At 45.0% G+C, this 16930-nt stretch carries 15 protein-coding genes; 7 read left to right on the top strand and 8 right to left on the bottom strand.

Annotated features, from left to right (window positions below; all coding sequences use genetic code 11):
- Window positions 1-32 precede the first annotated feature (32 nt).
- Both KSP24_RS10120 and KSP24_RS10115 read right to left on the bottom strand, forming a co-directional pair.
- Window positions 33-938, bottom strand: coding sequence for a glucose 1-dehydrogenase (locus tag KSP24_RS10120; RefSeq protein WP_025679445.1), 906 nt, complete (start codon window positions 936-938; stop codon window positions 33-35).
- A 79-nt stretch (window positions 939-1017) separates the two neighbouring features.
- Complete coding sequence (locus KSP24_RS10115; RefSeq protein WP_216975051.1) at window positions 1018-1770, bottom strand: MBL fold metallo-hydrolase; 753 nt, start codon at window positions 1768-1770, stop codon at window positions 1018-1020.
- 158 nt (window positions 1771-1928) lie between these two features.
- Between KSP24_RS10115 and KSP24_RS10110 the strand changes: the two genes are divergently transcribed.
- Window positions 1929-2354 carry an Lrp/AsnC family transcriptional regulator gene (locus tag KSP24_RS10110; protein ID WP_025679449.1) on the top strand — a complete coding sequence of 142 codons (426 nt, stop codon included), beginning with the start codon at window positions 1929-1931 and terminating at the stop codon, window positions 2352-2354.
- Between the two features lie 62 nt (window positions 2355-2416).
- Here the strand turns inward: KSP24_RS10110 and KSP24_RS10105 are convergent, their stop codons facing one another.
- Entirely contained in the window at window positions 2417-2893 is a 477-nt protein-coding gene (locus KSP24_RS10105; RefSeq protein WP_082689669.1) for a GNAT family N-acetyltransferase, read from the bottom strand.
- A gap of 133 nt (window positions 2894-3026) precedes the next feature.
- Between KSP24_RS10105 and KSP24_RS10100 the strand changes: the two genes are divergently transcribed.
- Window positions 3027-3950, top strand: coding sequence for an EcsC family protein (locus KSP24_RS10100; RefSeq protein WP_216975050.1), 924 nt, complete (start codon window positions 3027-3029; stop codon window positions 3948-3950).
- 76 nt (window positions 3951-4026) lie between these two features.
- Here the strand turns inward: KSP24_RS10100 and KSP24_RS10095 are convergent, their stop codons facing one another.
- Window positions 4027-5295, bottom strand: coding sequence for an MFS transporter (locus tag KSP24_RS10095; RefSeq protein WP_025679454.1), 1269 nt, complete (start codon window positions 5293-5295; stop codon window positions 4027-4029).
- 416 nt (window positions 5296-5711) lie between these two features.
- Here KSP24_RS10095 and KSP24_RS10090 point away from each other — a divergent pair, with 416 nt between their 5' ends.
- The 5 genes from KSP24_RS10090 to KSP24_RS10070 all read left to right on the top strand — a co-directional run bounded on the left by KSP24_RS10090 (window position 5712) and on the right by KSP24_RS10070 (window position 13875).
- Window positions 5712-7481, top strand: a complete 1770-nt coding sequence (locus KSP24_RS10090) for an acid phosphatase (protein ID WP_216975049.1) — start codon at window positions 5712-5714, stop codon at window positions 7479-7481.
- A 276-nt stretch (window positions 7482-7757) separates the two neighbouring features.
- The gene (locus KSP24_RS10085) at window positions 7758-9164 is read left to right on the top strand and encodes a sucrose-specific PTS transporter subunit IIBC (protein ID WP_013369753.1); all 1407 of its coding nucleotides are present in this window, start codon (window positions 7758-7760) and stop codon (window positions 9162-9164) included.
- A gap of 18 nt (window positions 9165-9182) precedes the next feature.
- On the top strand, window positions 9183-11441 hold the full coding sequence (gene bglX, locus KSP24_RS10080; RefSeq protein ID WP_216975048.1) for a beta-glucosidase BglX: 2259 nt from the start codon (window positions 9183-9185) through the stop codon (window positions 11439-11441).
- Window positions 11434-12825 (top strand): glycoside hydrolase family 32 protein, encoded by a 1392-nt coding sequence (locus KSP24_RS10075; RefSeq protein ID WP_216975047.1) that lies wholly within the window; start codon window positions 11434-11436, stop codon window positions 12823-12825. Before bglX ends, KSP24_RS10075 begins: the two co-directional genes overlap by 8 nt.
- A gap of 216 nt (window positions 12826-13041) precedes the next feature.
- Window positions 13042-13875: an AraC family transcriptional regulator gene (locus tag KSP24_RS10070; RefSeq protein WP_013369756.1), complete on the top strand. Its 834-nt coding sequence runs from the start codon at window positions 13042-13044 to the stop codon at window positions 13873-13875.
- A 129-nt stretch (window positions 13876-14004) separates the two neighbouring features.
- Here the strand turns inward: KSP24_RS10070 and queF are convergent, their stop codons facing one another.
- The 4 genes from queF to queC all read right to left on the bottom strand — a co-directional run bounded on the left by queF (window position 14005) and on the right by queC (window position 16886).
- The gene (gene queF, locus KSP24_RS10065) at window positions 14005-14502 is read right to left on the bottom strand and encodes a preQ(1) synthase (RefSeq protein ID WP_007429143.1); all 498 of its coding nucleotides are present in this window, start codon (window positions 14500-14502) and stop codon (window positions 14005-14007) included.
- Window positions 14503-14928: 426 nt separating this feature from the next.
- Entirely contained in the window at window positions 14929-15726 is a 798-nt protein-coding gene (queE, locus tag KSP24_RS10060) for a 7-carboxy-7-deazaguanine synthase QueE (protein WP_025679464.1), read from the bottom strand.
- Complete coding sequence (gene queD, locus KSP24_RS10055; RefSeq protein ID WP_013369759.1) at window positions 15719-16210, bottom strand: 6-carboxytetrahydropterin synthase QueD; 492 nt, start codon at window positions 16208-16210, stop codon at window positions 15719-15721. The genes queE and queD overlap by 8 nt, the downstream gene beginning before the upstream one ends.
- Window positions 16203-16886 (bottom strand): 7-cyano-7-deazaguanine synthase QueC, encoded by a 684-nt coding sequence (gene queC, locus KSP24_RS10050; protein ID WP_025679468.1) that lies wholly within the window; start codon window positions 16884-16886, stop codon window positions 16203-16205. Before queC ends, queD begins: the two co-directional genes overlap by 8 nt.
- Window positions 16887-16930: the final 44 nt, after the last annotated feature.

Genomic DNA, 16930 nt, shown 5'->3' with positions numbered 1-16930 from the left:
ATGTTAGGCCTTATGGCTATTAGCCAGCCCAACTAAGTCGTCACCATTTGTCCGCCGTTCACATGCAGCGTCTGGCCGGTAATGTAGGAGCCATCATCCGAAGCCAGCAGGACATAGGCAGGAGCCAATTCATAAGGCTGCCCGGCCCGCTTCATCGGCGTATTGCTGCCAAAGGTACGAATGACTTCAGGCGACTGTGTGGCCGGATTCAGCGGAGTCCAGATCGGACCGGGAGCAATGGCATTCACGCGAATACCTTGATCGACCAGATTATTAGCCAAAGCACGCGTGAAGCTGACAATGGCTCCTTTGGTAGCTGAATAGTCAATCAGATTCTTTTGCCCAACATAGGCTGTAACCGATGCCGTATTGACGATGCTGGCCCCAGCCCGCATATACGGCAATGCTTCTGTAGTCATATGGAAGAACGAAATAATATTCGTGTCAAACGTGTCACGAAGCTGCTGTTCACTGATATCCAGATACGATTCGCGCACAAACTGAACACCCATATTATTAATGAGGATATCAATACGACCGAAGGTTTCCATCGTTTTTTGAACAACCAGACAGCAGTTGCTTCTTAGCCTTAGATCACCCGGAATTAACAAACAACGTCGGCCAAGCCTGTGAATGACATCACGGGTTTCCATAGCATCTCGATGCTCATCGAGATAGGCAATGACCACATCGGCTCCTTCCTTGGCAAAAGCCACTGCAACCGCGCGACCAATGCCGCTGTCCCCGCCGCTAATAATAGCCACCCGATCCTGAAGCTTTCCCGTGCCGATATACTTTGGATTATCAAATATAGGGCGTGGAACCACCAGGTATTCCAACCCCGGCTGTCTATATTGATGCTGGGGAGGAAAAGCAATCGGAACTTCTTTACATTGGGTTTCTGTACCATAATAAGGATATTGATATTGCCAATTCATTTAATAATCCCTTCTTTTAGGCGTTTTGAAATCCAATATATTCGAAATAGGCGCAAACGGTGAATCGGGAGTTATCACCTTATGCCGAAATCGTCGCTCCATCTGCCGGAATATGGACACGCTTCTCCAGACCTTCACGATGGATATGTTCCGTAAGCTCGGAGCGAGTCAGTACACAATGGTTGATTGCTTCCATATGGACAGCAACGACTTGTGTGTAAGGGGCATGCTGTGCAACAGCCGTTACATCTTGGGCAGTCATAATAATGGGATCACCCACCGTAAACCGCGCTCCTCCAGCGTTCACGATCGTCCAGTCAGGGCGGAATTTATCCAGTGCCTCCGCGACTTCACTGCACCAAATGGTATCCCCGGCCACATAGACGACAGGCTCATCTGGAGCCTGAAATACAAAGCCAGATACGGGTCCCATCTGTTCCCCGATTTCTCCGGTACCGTGATGCCCGGTTGTACGGGTAATCTCGATTTTCCCGACTGAGCCAGCCACCGAAATCGGAGTAACCTGTGTAAAACCGTCAGCCATAATTTGTTCTTCATTTCCGGGCTGGCAGAAGACAGGAATTTGTTTGTCCAGCCAGCGTACTGCCGCCGGGTCCCAATGGTCTGGATGCAAATGCGTGACGATGACCACGTCAGGCTGTCCAAGCGTCTGCCATTGTGGTGGCAAGGGAACCAGCGGATTGCGGAGAGTGTTTTCCGTATTGGGAACTGGTGGATTTAGGCCAGCATCACTCAGCATCGGATCAATCAGAAATTTTACTCCAGCGTATTCGATCCATAAGGTTGCGTTGCGGATTAGTGTGATTTTCATATATAGAAGCTCCTTTAATCGTAAATGTTTTTTGACTGAGTGTATTTTCGGCCGTTCTTTGTTTCTGCTACAATCATATCTGACGCAAGAACATGCAGGCTACGGCCTGCTGAAAGGAAAACCAGCATTCTCGTTTCATGATGAAAGGAAAAATAACTATGGAACTATTCGTACCTGATGAGACCGACCTGCGCATTCTTCATCATTTAATTGAAGACAGCTCTTTAACGCACAAGGAGATTGGTCAGCTTGTTCATTTGACAGGCCAAGCAGTAGGGGCACGTGTTCGAAAAATGCAGGATGCAGGTATTATTGAAGGCTATACACTGCGCTGGAACCCGGAGAAAATTGGGCAGACGATTCATGCCTTTATTACGGTTTTTCTGAATTCAGGAACGACTCACAGTGCTTTTCAGACTTTTGCACGGGAGCATCCCTCTATTGTCGAAATCCATCGGGTAAGTGGGGAGGGCTGTTATTGGATGCGGGTGCGCATGTCATCACAGTCAGAGTTAAATACGATGCTGGATGAACTTACGAAGTTTGGTAACTACAAATTGAGCTTTTCAATTGGCGTAATTTAATAATAAAAGCTTTCGGCATTTGTGCCGAAAGCTTTTGTTTACGAGGGCTGTCGATGTCAGCATTATAGACTCATTTTAAAAATATGCTGTAAGCCGTGTTGTCCCATTTTAGTGTTACCTTCATTGATAAAGCCGCATTTGAGATACAGATTTTGGGCAGCTTGATTACGGGCATTGACGCCCAGTACAATCTCGCGAATATGTGGAAAGTGTCTAGAGATGAACTGTGGTAGCAGAAGCAGCCCATGTTTAGCGAACCCTTGTCCTTGATCTGCATAATGAATAGAAAACGCACGTAGCAACAATGCCTCAGAAGTATTCGTATAGTCTGCTAATTCATCTCCATCGTATAAAATGAAAAATCCAACCGGCCTTCCAGTAGCCGTAATGACAACAGGATGGCGGTGTGGGTCTTCCTTGGCTAGTGCCAGCATTTCAGCTGGCATTCCAGTAAATTGCTTCTGCTCCTCAGGCAAATAAAAGGTATGTAAAATAGCATCATGCTCACAATGGTAAGGGACAAGCTCTATATTATTCATCATTACCCTCCGATCTGGACAAATTTTAATCTATTATATCAGTCTCGTTTACTAAAAAAAGAAACCTGAACTCGCCTTACTTACGTATTATCCATACATAAACTAGCATAGTCAAAAGGAGGCGTCTACGCTTATGAAGCAGCTTATAGAATATCGGGAAAGTCAGGATGTATTGCACCAAGAGCTGAAGCATATTGAGAAGTGGGAGAAGGAGCAGAAGGATATTTTTTTCTGGGAAAAAATCGGTAGATGGCCCTTTATGCTGCTGGATCGGCTGACGCCCAAAATCATTAAAGACAAGCTGGAGCAACTGCTTAATGAGATGGGCAGCTTCATTCAGAATGGTGGCAAATATTTGGTGAAAGAAGAAACGGTTCTGAGCAAGTTAAACAAGACGGCCCGTGAATATATAATTCAGCAAAATGGTGCAGATTTCGCCTCGGATCCGGAGGATCAGCTCCGTGCCGAGGAAAATGCAGATGCGGAGCATAGTGAGGAATCCACGTGGGATTTGAAGCAGGCGGCAGAGCTACCACTAACGATCATGGATCAGACTGCGGACGATATGACGTCGGGACGCATTACCTTTGCCACCGCTCAAGGAGCAACCACGGGGATTGGCGGTGTGTTTACGATTGCGGCGGATATCCCTATTTTGCTCGGCTTGTCACTCAAGGTGCTTCAGGAAATCGCTTTGTGCTATGGCTTTAACCCCCATGATAAGCAGGAACGCATTTTTATTATTAAATGTATGCAATTTGCTTCATCCGATATTGTGGGTAAAAAGGCTGTATTAGAGGAACTGGCCTTGTTCGATGATCCTTCACGTCAGGCACAGGTTTTTTCCCAGATGCAGGGATGGAAAGAGGTCATTAACACCTATCGCGATCAGTTTGGATGGAAAAAGCTGCTGCAAATGGTCCCGATTGCAGGCATTTTGTTTGGCTCCATTGCCAATCGAAGTGCGATTAGTGACGTAGCTGAAGCGGGGAAAATGCTGTATCGGAAGCGTCGTATTTTAAAGCGTTTAGCAGAAGTAGAGAATGGGTTGGAGTAGAAGTAAGGAATGGAGCTTGAGTTAGTTGTTTATGAAGGTGTGCAGCGGCCAATGATGGCCGCCACACGTTTGCCTGTTACACTTCGGCTCCATTTTCTTCCGCCCAGCGATTCAGGGTTTTGTCTGTAGGAAGTAAGAAGGTTAAAATGCCGAGCAGTGGCAAAAAGCCGCACAGGAACATGATGTTGGTGATGCCTACTTTGTCGATCCAGTTGCCGAGCACGAGTGCGCCCACACCGCCCAGACCAAAAGCCAGGCCTGTAATGAGACCGGACACCGTCCCGATTTTGCCAGGCACGAGCATCTGTGCATATACGACTGTGACCGAAAAGCTGGACAACATAATAAATCCGATAATCGCCAGCAGGATTGCCGTCCAGAATTGGTTGGCATAAGGCAATAGCAGCGCCAGCGGTGCAGCTAATACCATGGACAGAAAAATCATATTGCGTTTACCAAAACGGTCTGCCAGCGGGCCGCCAAAAAAGGTGCCCAGCGCTCCAGCTCCGAGGAACAGGAAAATGTACAGCTGTGCGTCAGCCAATGGCATTTTAAATACTTCCATCAGGTAAAACGAATAGTAACTGCCGACCGAGGTCGAATACCACGAACGAACAAATACCAGCAGAATGAGGACAATCATGGCAAACATAATACGGCTGCGCACTTCGGGTTTCATGCGGCGTGTCGCCGTTTTTTTGCGTGCAATGCCTTCTGTACGCAGGACGTTACCGTACCAGCGGGCAATGAACGATTGCACTACAATTCCGGCTGCCGCAATGCCTGTGAACCAGATGGCGCCAAACTGCCCCAACGGGATAAAAATCCAGCTTGTGAGCATCGGTGCCAGCGATTGACCTGCATTGCCGCCGACCTGGAAAATGGATTGTGCCAATCCCCGGCGTGATCCTGCCGCCATATGGGATACACGCGAGCCTTCGGGGTGAAAGGCAGCTGAGCCTAAACCCACGAAGATGACTGCGATTAGCACCGCTTTATAATCGGCAGCATAGGCGAGCAGCAGCATACCAGTGAGCGTAAAGCCCATACCGATAGGAAGGATAGCGGGCGTAGGCCGTTTGTCCGAAAACAAGCCAATTACAGGCTGCATAATTGAAGCTGTAAAGTTGATGGCGAATGAAATCCAGCCGATCTGCGTGTAGCTCAGGCTCATAGATTCCTTCAAGATCGGAAAAATCGCTGGAATGACCGATTGAATCGAGTCATTGAACAGATGGACGAAACTGATCGCAATCAGAATCGCAAAAACGGTGCCTTTCGCTTGCGGCCCCTGGAGGGGGAGCGATTGGCCCGTTTCTTTTTTTGTAGCAGATTTAGTAGTCATGGCAACCTCCGGATATGTATGTATATTTTAAGATATAGGAAGCAATCCGTTTGCAGCAAATGGCTGAAAGTGGGATAAAGTCCCCCTTTACTCATCGCTGCTTGCCCATTCTGCTGGATACTCTTTATTACTCGATCCTCTAATTCACAATAGATTATCTTGCACTGAGTGCATTGTATCTGTATAAGATATCCTTTACTTATCATTTTACTCTCTAACATGCATAAATGGGTTCTATGTTGAATGTTGCTGATATTCCTTTTACATATAAATAAACAAGAAGAATTTAACAAAACTAAGCTCTTTATTTAACAAACTTAAGATATGATTCTTTATGTCATACAACTTGTTGTATAGACAATAGCTCCGTAGAAACAGTATGAAGAGCACAAGAGAAGAGAGGATCTGATTTGAGAATGAAATTGCTAAGGAAACTACTATCAGTTGCATTATTATCTTTACCTTTACTTCTAGGTTCTCTAGGTGGAAGTTATGCGAGTGCGGCCACGCTGCCAACGACAGTAACTCCAACAGAACCGTCATGGGGATATTTTGTAGATCATTATAAAAATAATAGTGCTGCTAATAAGACGGAAAGCTCCAATCCGACTCTCGGGCTGCTCTCTGAATTTAATAAGCTTTGGACTCCCGGCGCTACCTGGGACACAGGCACCAAATTAAACAGCAGTGTACTGGATGCTAATATTCAAAAAGTGATTGATATCGCTGCCCGTCGCACTTCCAGTGAGGGCGATGCGGCTTATTTGGATGATCGTCGAAATCAGAGCTACAGTGTAATCGATGGTCTGGGTTCGCTCACTGATGTATATCGAAAGAAGGCAGGCGCCACGACAACAATCAACGACGTCCCAGCCGATGCCACAACTAAAAAATACGAAGATGAGGGAACGAATGCAGGGGATACAAGCTCCAGTCTCGGCAACGTCGTGAATTTGGTCAATACCTTGCGCGGGGAATACTCTACGACGAACCCGGCTAAGTCTTACTTTAGTTATCCTCGTCCGTTTCGCTGGAGCGATAATTCAGTGATTGTCCCGAGCCTGGTCCCTGCGCTCAAATCTGATGCTACTAATGACGGTGGCTTTCCTAGTGGTCATACCAATGCTGCGTATCTCAGTTCTATTGCTATGGCCTATGCCGTGCCGGAGCGTTATCAGGAATTACTGACACGAGCTTCGGAGCTGGGCAATAATCGTGTTGTTGCTGGTATGCATTCCCCGCTTGATGTCATGGGAGGGCGTGTCATGGCAACAGCGATGGCTGCTGCCATCCTGTCTGATCCAGCCAATAGCAGCTTGAAGAAAGCAGCTTATCATGATGCTCATGAACAATTGCTGTCCCAAAAAGGTACGGCCCCAGATCGTTTCAGCAACTATGTTACAAACAAGAAAAATTATAATCAACGATTAACGTACGGATTCAGCCCGATTACTCCAACGACGAAGCCAATGACAGTGCCTAAGGGAGCGGAGGTGCTGTTGGAGACACGCCTACCTTACCTTGACAGCACACAACGCCGTTGGGTATTGGCTACCACGGGGATTCCTTCCGGCTATCCTGTGCTGGATGATGCTGAGGGATGGGGACGATTAAATCTGTTTTCCGCTGCGGATGGCTACGGTGCTTTTGTCAATCATGTTACGGTGAATATGGATGCTTCCAAAGGCGGTTTCAATGCATTGGATCGCTGGCGCAACAATATTTCTGGTGTTGGAAAGCTGACTAAAAAGGGAACAGGTACGTTGAAGCTTATGGGTAGCAATATTTATTCCGGCGGTACACAGATCGATCAAGGCATACTCGAAGGTAATTCGGAGACAGCTTTCGGAAGTGGTGCAGTTACGAATAACGGGGGAACTCTTCTTAAAAACAATTCTGGAAAGCTGATTGTTGGCGGGAATTACAAACAAACTGCCAAGGGAAAACTTGAACTCAACCTAGGTAGTAAAAATGACGTGCTTAAAATTAAGGGAACAGCCCAACTTAACGGGAAATTACGCCTGAATTTTTCTAACAAATATGTACCAGCTAGCGGTGCCACCATTTTAACCTACGGTAAACGCAATGGGGCATTCTCTTCCATTGAAGCAGCAGGTCTACCAAGCAATTATAAAGTGAAGGTTGTCTATACAGCCAATAGTGTTCAGTTAAAAGTCACGAAGTAACCAAATAGGACAATTTAAGGTGCACCTTTGGAATACACCGGATAAACCATGAAGTTATCCAGTGCCCATTCTTAAGGTGCATTTTTTGTTCCCGTAAAAAGCCCATTTCTCAGAGTTATTTATAGCCAAGGGTCTAAAAAGGTCAAAATTTGACCTTAATGTAGTAAAATAATCGCGCTGTTTGAAAGCGCAGTCATGTTATTCTTAAGAAGCATATTAGTCCAAGTTTTAAAGGTACAGACTAACTAAGAGGAACAGAGGAAAGGAAGAAGACTGATGAGTCTTGAGAAAGAATACGTTAAAATAGCCCAGGATGTCATTAAAGGGCTTGGCGGAGAAGACAATATTATTTCTATGGCACATTGTGCTACACGGTTGAGATTGATTGTAAAAGACAGGGACATTATTGATGATGAATTTATTGAGAATATTGATAAGGCAAAAGGGGTGTTTTTTACCTCCGGACAATATCAAATTATTTTTGGAACCGGTACCGTGAACAAGGTTTACGAAGCAATGGTCGGCCAGAATGTATCTGCTACATCAAAGGCAGAGCTGAAAGAGAAGGCCTCAACACAAGATGATAACTTTTTCAAAAGAATGATCCGTGTTTTCGGAGATGTATTTGTTCCCATTATCCCAGCATTGGTAGCTACCGGATTGTTTATGGGAGTTAGGGGCTTGGTAACTCAGCCTGCACTGCTTCAATTATTTGGACTTACACCGGATGATATTTCTGCGAATTTCATATTATTTACACAAATACTGACCGATACCGCGTTTGCCTTTTTGCCTGTGCTGGTATGCTGGTCAGCGTTCAGAGTATTTGGCGGGTCGCCGATCTTGGGGATATTGCTCGGACTCATGCTGGTAAGTCCTTCTTTACCTACATCCTGGGATGTCGCTCAACATGTGAAGGAACCTCTTTTATTTTTGGGCTTCATCAAAATCGCAGGCTATCAGGGTTCCGTTCTGCCGGCGTTCATTATAGGGATCGTGGGAGCGATGATGGAGAAGAGAATCAGGAAATCCGTTCCCGAAGCACTGGACTTGATTTTGACACCGTTTCTGACATTGTTGCTCACACTGGTACTGGGCTTGTTCGTGATTGGTCCCATCTTCCATGAAGTAGAGGTTTTAATATTATCGGCAGTTACAGCTATTTTGAAGTTGCCGTTTGGCATTGGCGGATTTATTTATGGCGGCATTAATCAGATTATTGTCGTTACTGGACTGCACCATGCGTTGAACCTGATCGAAATACAGATGCTGGTGGATGGCGGCTGGAATATGGTTAACCCGATCAGTTCGGCATCCATTTGTGCACAAGCGGGTGCGGCGTTAGCTGTCGGCTTGAAATCCAAAAGATTAAAAACCAAATCTATTGCCTACCCGTCTGCCGTGTCTGCACTGCTCGGCATTACAGAACCCGCTATTTTTGGGGTGAACATTCGATATGGCAAACCATTCGTGATGGGCTTGATTGGAGGAGCGGTTGGAGGATTCTTTGCACGTATCTTTAATGTTCAAGCAACAGGCATGTCGATTACAGCTATACCTGGTTTGTTATTGTATCTGAATAATCAAATTTTTCTGTATGCTTTGGTTTGTGTAATCGGTTTTGGTGTAGCATTTGCGTTGACGTGGATCTTTGGATTTAAAGAAAAAATAGAGAACAAATAAAATTTAGTGGAGAAAATCATGGACAACAAAACATTGCTTGAAAAATTGAACAGCCTATCAATAGAAGAGAAAATCGGCCAGCTCATCCAACTAACCGGTGATTTTTTTGAAGGTGACATGGATACGGTTGTGACGGGCCCTTTGAAAAAACTAGGGCTAAATACGGACTATAATATTTATAATACGGGCTCCATATTAAACATCACCAACCCGGAAAAAATAATCCGGTTGCAAACTGATTATTTGGAAAAATCGGTTCATAAAATTCCGCTGTTATTCATGGCAGATATTATCTATGGATACCGAACCATCTTCCCGATTCCGATTGCTCAAGCATGTAGCTGGAACTATGAGGAGATAGAGAGTGCGGCTTCGATTGCTGCTCAGGAATGCTACGATGAAGGCATTCATGTAACCTTTTCTCCTATGGTAGATATGGTTAGAGATCCTCGCTGGGGGCGGGTGATGGAATCGCCCGGAGAGGATACATTGTTGGCAAAGAAATATGCCCAGAGCGTAGTTCTGGGAATCCAGGGCAGCAACTTGGAAAGCACAGCCGTGCCAGCCAATAAAATTGCCGCTTGCGTCAAACATTTTGCTGCTTATGGAGCGCCTGTCGCTGGACGTGAATACAATGCCGTGGATCTATCGGAGCATGCATTGCGAGAATATTATTTGCCTGGATATCAAGCTGCAATAGAAGCGGGTGCCAAGCTTGTTATGACGGCTTTTAATACGTTGAATGGTATCCCTGCGACTGGAAACGAGTGGCTTAACCGTAATGTATTAAGACAGGAAATGAACTTTGACGGTGTATTGATCTCGGATTACGCCGCTATTGAAGAGTTAATCATGCATGGTTATGCCGAAGACGAGGCTTCCGCTGCCAGGCTGGCACTGTTGGCAGGTGTAGATGTGGATATGAAGACGGCAGTGTACGCTAATCAATTGAAAGATGTAATTTCTAATAATGACTATATGTTGGAGCTTCTGAATGAAGCTGTATATCGTGTCTTAAAGCTGAAAAATGATTTGGGGCTGTTCGAGGACCCATACCGCGGATTACAGGAAATTGTTAAACGTTCAACAAGCAGTATTCTGTCAGACGAACATAAACAAGCGGCACTGTCCTTGGCAGAAGAATCCGTTGTGCTGCTGAAAAATGAAAATAATGTATTGCCGTTGTCAAAGGAAACGAAGGTAGCTTTGATTGGTCCCTATGCAGAAGAAAATTCTACCTTGGGCATGTGGGCGATTAAGGGAGAGCAGACAGACACTATAAATTTGAAAACAGGGTTGTTACAGCTTGTTGGCTCCGACAATCTCTCGGTATGCAGAGGCAGTTATCTGCTACCTCCTGATGCAAGGGAAACGTTCGATAAATATGCGGACAAGCTGGCTGTTGAAACAGGTTCCGAGGAAGTTCTACTGCAAGAAGCCATTAGGAATGCAAATGAAGCAGAAGTCATAGTCCTTGCCTTGGGAGAAAGTATTTATCAGAGCGGAGAAGGTGGATCACGAACGAATCCGACGCTTCCAGAGCCGCAATTGAGACTACTTCATGAATTAAGCTTATTGGGCAAAAGGATTGTTCTGATCATATATAGTGGAAGACCTCTGATCCTTACCGATGTTGCTGGAAAAGTGGACGCCATTGTTCAGGCCTGGTATCCGGGAACGATGGGCGGAGAAGCGCTGGCCAATATACTATATGGGGAAGTAAATCCGTCTGGGAAATTAGCGATGACCTTTCCACGTAGCGTCGGACAAATTCCGGTATACTACAATGAGCTGAATACAGGAAGACCGAATTTAAAGGAAAATGGCTCTTATCGCTTTGCGTCCCGATATATAGATGAAGTGAACGAACCCTTGTATCCGTTTGGCTATGGCCTATCCTATACCTCATTTGAATACAGTCTGTTAACCGTCAGCCAAAAGGAAATGAAAACAAATGAGTCAGTGGATATCCGTATTTCTGTATCCAATACTGGAACGTATGCTGGGAAAGAAACGATTCAATTATATATTCGCGATAAATTTGCAAGTGTTGCAAGACCCGTTAAAGAATTAAAAGACTTTAAAAAAGTATTTTTACAAAGCGGCGAGACTACAATTGTGGAATTTTCAGTGGATGAGGACATGCTTAAATTTTATGGACGTGAAATGGAGTATAAGAGTGAGCCAGGCGAATTTGAGGTTTATATCGGTTCAAGCTCACAAGACATTTTGCTAAGCTTTAGTTTTACTTTGTTACCGGAGGATAAACATGAATAAAAGCGACGCTTATCATCTTAAATATCATATTACTCCTCCTTACGGGCTATTAAATGATCCTAATGGACTTGCCTTTTTCAATCAACAATATCATGTCTTCTATCAGTGGAACCCCCAAGGAACCGAACATCGAAATAAATGCTGGGGCCATGTTGTTTCGAGCGATCTGGTGCATTGGCAAAGAAAAGGTGTAGCACTGGAGCCTTCGGAATGGTATGACAAGGATGGCATTTATTCTGGAGGCGCTATAGTTCATGATGAAAAGCTGTATCTGTTTTACACAGGAAATGTAATCAGAAATGATGGAGTCAAGGAAAGCTATCAATGCGCAGCTATTTCGGAGGATGGGGAGCATTTTCAGAAAATGGGCCCTTTGTTCGAACATCCCAAAGGCTATACCAGACATGTCCGAGATCCGAAAGTATGGAGAGATCGGAACGGGAGCTGGTGGCTGATCGTGGGCGCTCAAAGAGAGGATCTGACTGGAGAAACGCTTATCTACAAATCTGCAGATTTGTCTGATTGGGAATACCAAGGATCATTTTTGGATCATGATCATGAGTTCGGATATATGTGGGAATGTCCTGATCTACTTCAATTTGCGGAAAATGATATTTTTGTCTTCTCTCCTCAGGGTTTACCGGAAGCAGGCGAATATTATAGAAACCCTAACCAATCGGGATATATTGTTGGGAAATTCATGGATACAGGAAAATTTAGCGGGAATCTTGCCCATTTCAAAGAGCTTGATCGGGGGTTTGATTTCTACGCGCCACAATCATTTAAGGTGAATGATAGAACCATTATGTTCGGATGGATGAGCGCCATGAATGAAGAAGCAGAGAGGGCTGTTCCAACCATTCAGGAAGGCTGGATTCATGCGCTGACCCTTCCTAGAGAAATAGTGTTGTCTAACGGTATGCTATACCAGAAACCATTACCGGAATTACAGTTGTTAAGATTGGATGGTGTGCATTCTAAGGAGAACATTCACAAAAATAGGGTTTGGATGCTGCCTTCCTTGCAGGTGGAATGCATTGTTCATTTTTCGAAGCTTACAGAGAACTTCAAAATGATAGTAAGAAATGCTGTGGAAATTGACTATGATTCAGAAGAAAACAGTTTAACCGTATGGAGAACCAACTGGTTGACGAACCAGAGGGAGTACAGAAAAGCAACATTAGCCAATCAACTTGTAGACATGCAAATATTTATAGAAAGCTCAAGTCTGGAGATTTTTGTGAACGAAGGCGAGGAAGTATTTTCTCTGCGTTATTTCTTGGAAGATACGGAACAGCGCAGTGTGATGCTTGATGCAGGAGATAATGAAGGAGAAATTGAGATTTATCAGCTGCAGGAATGTGGAGCCATAATCAATCATTAAAATGATATTTTTTATCTTTTACCTGCAGAACTACAAACAGGCAAGGAAAGGCTGTTCATTCTCCGTTTGCGAGAAGAACTGCCTTTTTTTGTCTTAGTCGGCTGAAGAGATTTCAGCTTGTGTAGGCATTTTACTATCGGTATAGTATGAGTATTAGAGTATATGACTGAATATAAATTACTGTTGATTACTCATAGCTGGTTGATGAGGTGTCGTATGAAAAAAATATATGAACATATTGAAATAGACAGAAGAAAAATGATTAACCTCTTTATGTTTCAATCGACAGATACAGAAAGAGTCATCCCCATGCATTTTCACAGCAATATGGAATTAATCTATTGTACAAGTGGAAGCCTCAAAGTGTGGCATGAAGGAAAGATAACCATTTTGAAGGAAAAGGATGCACTTTTTATTAATAGCAATGTACCGCACTCCACCCAAAGTATTACGGAAAACCAAGTTGTTGTATTGCAATTTCCAGCTACCTTTTTTGCCAATGAACAAGTATTCATCCAATTAAACACGCAAGAGAGACAAGTTGAACATACTATACTTTCTAAATTAAGAGAGTTATTTATGGATATATATAACCTGCATATTTCCAAAGGGAAATATGACTATATTTTAGAGCAAAGCCGAATTATTGAGCTTAAGTATTTGCTCGTTAATCATTTTAGTCAGACAGCAGACATACAGCCAGAGGTATTTAGCGAAAAGCAGCGAAAGATAAAGACGATCATGGATTTTATAAAAGAGCATTACGCTGAAAATATTAGTCTGGCGAAAACAGCCCGAATCTGCGGCTATTCAGAGGCGTATTTGTCGAGAATGTTTCATGAATATACAGGTCAGACGTTTACGGAGTACAAGCAAATTCTTTGTCTGGAAAAAGCAATCGATTTATTGGAAACAACGAATAAGTCACTTACAGAAATTTCTTACGAGGCGGGCTTTCCCAACGAAAAATCGTTTAGAAAAGCTTTTAAGGAAGTTATGGGTAAAACCCCTTATGAATATAAAAAATCAAAATTTGATCTGAGTGTGTAAACGACACAAGCGTAATCCTTTTATGGATGATTTCAATAGACTAGAAAATGGGGGCTGTCCCTGAGTCATTTTGTGACCTTTGGGACAGCCCTTTGTTTATTTGTATGCAAGTGCACAGAGAGGATCAGCCTAACGATTATCCACTGTCTCTGGGTACATATCATGGTTCATCATACGATGCTCTGCCATCTGCTCATACTTGGTTCCCGGTTTGCCATAGTTGGTATACGGGTCGATCGAGATGCCGCCGCGTGGCGTGAATTTGCCCCATACTTCAATGTAGCGAGGGTCCATCAGCTTAATCAAGTCATTCATGATGATATTGACACAGTCTTCATGGAAATCACCGTGGTTGCGGAAGCTGAACAGGTACAGCTTAAGGGACTTGCTTTCAACCATTTTAATATCAGGAATGTAGCTGATGTAGATGGTTGCAAAATCAGGTTGTCCTGTGATCGGGCACAGGCTGGTGAACTCTGGACAATTGAATTTTACAAAATAATCGCGGTACGGGTGTTTATTATCAAAGCTTTCGAGAATGGCAGGATCATAGGCAAAAGTGTATTGTGTGCCTTGATTGCCAAGTAGGGTAACGTCGGTCATTTCTTCAGGTTTTCTTCCGGTCATGTTGAGTGAGGCTCCTTAAAGTTGGTTTAGTTTGGTAAAAGGGAGAGGGAGTTATGGTGGTGGGGAGGTCGCTTCGCGAAGGATTTGAGCTTCCGATCGCTGTTGAAATGGGATTCTTTCTGATAAAAGATCTATAGGTTAGAATCCCATTTCAAAGGCGAACGCTAACGCTTCTCCAGCTTCAAATCCTCCGCTCCGCTGCCGACCGCCGTCATCACCATAAAGTCCCTACCCGTTTACATGTGGGTTGGGCAGAAGTGAAATTTCGCTCCTTATATTTAAGGAGCGTTATTTTATTGAGAAACCCCGTCTCGCGGACGAGGGCTTCTCTTGATTTATAGTTATAGATGTTGAAAAGTACTACGGTGAATTTGGCGTATATTGTGTATCACATACAGACCATATGGAATATATTGTATATGCATGTTATACACCGCGTTTGTTGCCCCATACGAGGGTGTGGAGCTGCGGGAGTACTCTTACATCGTTTAGTCTGGAATCGTCCATGACGCGGTCGATAAGCCATTCATAACGATGGAGCAGAGACTCCGCGATCTGTCCGGTGTTCTCCGTGTTCACATCTGGGTTACCCGTCTGGAGGAACAACGGTATATGTGGATATCGCTCGTGAATGGTGCGGGCATATGCAAGATCAGTGTCATCGAAGATGACGACTTTCAGGCTGCATGCTCCAGCCATCTTTTGGTTTGACAGACGGGTTACGATATCATCCAGCACCTCCCAGTTGGTCGTCATGCCAGAGCTGGGCGGCTTCGGGGATAAGGTCACTTCATCGATATCGTACAGCCATTCCTGCCAACGGGAGCCTTGTGTTTCGACAGCGGTGGCAATGCCTTGACTGCGTAGCAGGGTAATCAGCGCCCCAAGCTGTGGCAGCAGGGCAGGATTGCCTCCGGAAAGGGTCACATGCGAGAACCGTTCGCCGCCGATGGACTTTAGTTCCTGCCAAATATCTGTGGCACTGAGACGTCGAATTTGATCCTTGGCGCTGCCGTCCCAGGTAAAGGCGGAGTCGCACCATGAGCAATGGTAGTCGCAGCCTGCGGTACGAACAAACATCGTTTTACGACCAATGACCATACCTTCACCCTGAACGGTGGGACCAAACACCTCAAGTACAGGAATAGGGGCTGCTTTAGCCCTATCGAGAGTTGTCGTAGGTTGGTGAGTAGTTACGGTATTAGCATTTACGGTATTACTCATCGAACATCCACTCCCGTCGGAACTCGGCGTAGCTGGTAGGTGTCTCGAACAACCTTACAAATTCGGTACGTCCACCTTCAACACGATTGCAGTATGCATCCGAGGTCAAGGCAGACTCCATTTGTTCAAAGATCCAGACGACCATATTTTCCGCCGTTGTATTCATTGGAGGAAGCGTCTCATTCAAGTAACGGTGATCCAGAAAAGGCTCAATTCGCTCTTTCCAGATCGTTTTGATATCACCAAAATCCAGCGTTAGACCTGTTTCTCCCGGTATTCCGCTTATGCCAAATACGACGATATAAGTATGTCCGTGCAGATTTTTGCATTTGCCTTCGTAACAGTGCAAATGGTGTGCTGCATCGAACGTAAATTGTTTGCTAACAAGTACACGCTTGCGGTGATAGCGCAGCTGAGAGCGCTCAATGTCTGTCCCGAACTGCTGGAGCTTGTCGACAATGCGAAAGGTACCTGGCTCACGCATGACCTTCAACTCCTTGGGAGGAAGCTCCGCGCACCGCGAGATACTGCTCTAGTCCGGCACGACGGAGATTACAAGCAGGACATTCGCCACAGCCATCGCCAATGATGCCGTTATAGCACGTTAGTGTACGGGTTCTTACAAATTCAAAAGCTTTCAGCTCATCGGCCATTTGCCAGGTTTCGGCCTTGTTCAACCACATGAGCGGGGTATGAATCACAAAGGGATAGTCCATCGAAAGGTTCAGTGTGACGTTCAGCGATTTAATAAAGGAATCCCGGCAATCGGGATAGCCGCTGAAATCTGTCTCGCAAACGCCTGTAATGAGGTGGCGCGCTCCTTTTTGCTTGGCGAGAACCGCTGCGAAGCTCAGGAACAATAGATTACGACCGTCTACAAATGTGCTAGGCAGTTCGCCTTCCTCTTGAGTAATGTCAATGTCGGTGCGTGTGAGGGCATTCGGGGCAAGTTGGTTGAGCAGGCTCATATCCAGTACCGTTTGCGGAACACCCAGCTCGCTGGCGATTCCGGCGGCAACTTCGATTTCCTGCTTGTGGCGCTGACCGTAATCGAACGTCACAGTTTCTACTTCGGCAAAATGTTTTTTTGCCCAAAATAAACAGGTTGTACTGTCTTGGCCGCCGCTGAATACGACGACTGCTTTTTCGTTTGTAAACATAAAAAAACCTCTCGATCTTCTTGGAATGGTGTAAGACACAGCGT

Origin of the sequence: Paenibacillus sp. AK121 (genome assembly GCF_019042715.1) — a bacterium.
GTDB lineage: Bacteria > Bacillota > Bacilli > Paenibacillales > Paenibacillaceae > Paenibacillus > Paenibacillus polymyxa_C.
This window is presented reverse-complemented; position numbering and strand designations above follow the sequence as displayed.

Bases quoted from the DNA above. Each gene is read 5' to 3' on its own strand.
- KSP24_RS10105 (WP_082689669.1), bottom strand. From the start codon at position 2,893: ATGAATAATATAGAGCTTGTCCCTTACCATTGTGAGCATGATGCTATT.
- KSP24_RS10070 (WP_013369756.1), top strand. From the start codon at position 13,042: ATGAAAAAAATATATGAACATATTGAAATAGACAGAAGAAAAATGATT.
- KSP24_RS10120 (WP_025679445.1), bottom strand. From the start codon at position 938: ATGAATTGGCAATATCAATATCCTTATTATGGTACAGAAACCCAATGT.
- KSP24_RS10075 (WP_216975047.1), top strand. From the start codon at position 11,434: ATGAATAAAAGCGACGCTTATCATCTTAAATATCATATTACTCCTCCT.
- KSP24_RS10115 (WP_216975051.1), bottom strand. From the start codon at position 1,770: ATGAAAATCACACTAATCCGCAACGCAACCTTATGGATCGAATACGCT.
- KSP24_RS10090 (WP_216975049.1), top strand. From the start codon at position 5,712: ATGAAATTGCTAAGGAAACTACTATCAGTTGCATTATTATCTTTACCT.
- KSP24_RS10110 (WP_025679449.1), top strand. From the start codon at position 1,929: ATGGAACTATTCGTACCTGATGAGACCGACCTGCGCATTCTTCATCAT.
- bglX (WP_216975048.1), top strand. From the start codon at position 9,183: ATGGACAACAAAACATTGCTTGAAAAATTGAACAGCCTATCAATAGAA.
- queE (WP_025679464.1), bottom strand. From the start codon at position 15,726: ATGAGTAATACCGTAAATGCTAATACCGTAACTACTCACCAACCTACG.
- queF (WP_007429143.1), bottom strand. From the start codon at position 14,502: ATGACCGGAAGAAAACCTGAAGAAATGACCGACGTTACCCTACTTGGC.
- KSP24_RS10100 (WP_216975050.1), top strand. From the start codon at position 3,027: ATGAAGCAGCTTATAGAATATCGGGAAAGTCAGGATGTATTGCACCAA.
- KSP24_RS10085 (WP_013369753.1), top strand. From the start codon at position 7,758: ATGAGTCTTGAGAAAGAATACGTTAAAATAGCCCAGGATGTCATTAAA.
- queC (WP_025679468.1), bottom strand. From the start codon at position 16,886: ATGTTTACAAACGAAAAAGCAGTCGTCGTATTCAGCGGCGGCCAAGAC.
- KSP24_RS10095 (WP_025679454.1), bottom strand. From the start codon at position 5,295: ATGACTACTAAATCTGCTACAAAAAAAGAAACGGGCCAATCGCTCCCC.
- queD (WP_013369759.1), bottom strand. From the start codon at position 16,210: ATGCGTGAGCCAGGTACCTTTCGCATTGTCGACAAGCTCCAGCAGTTC.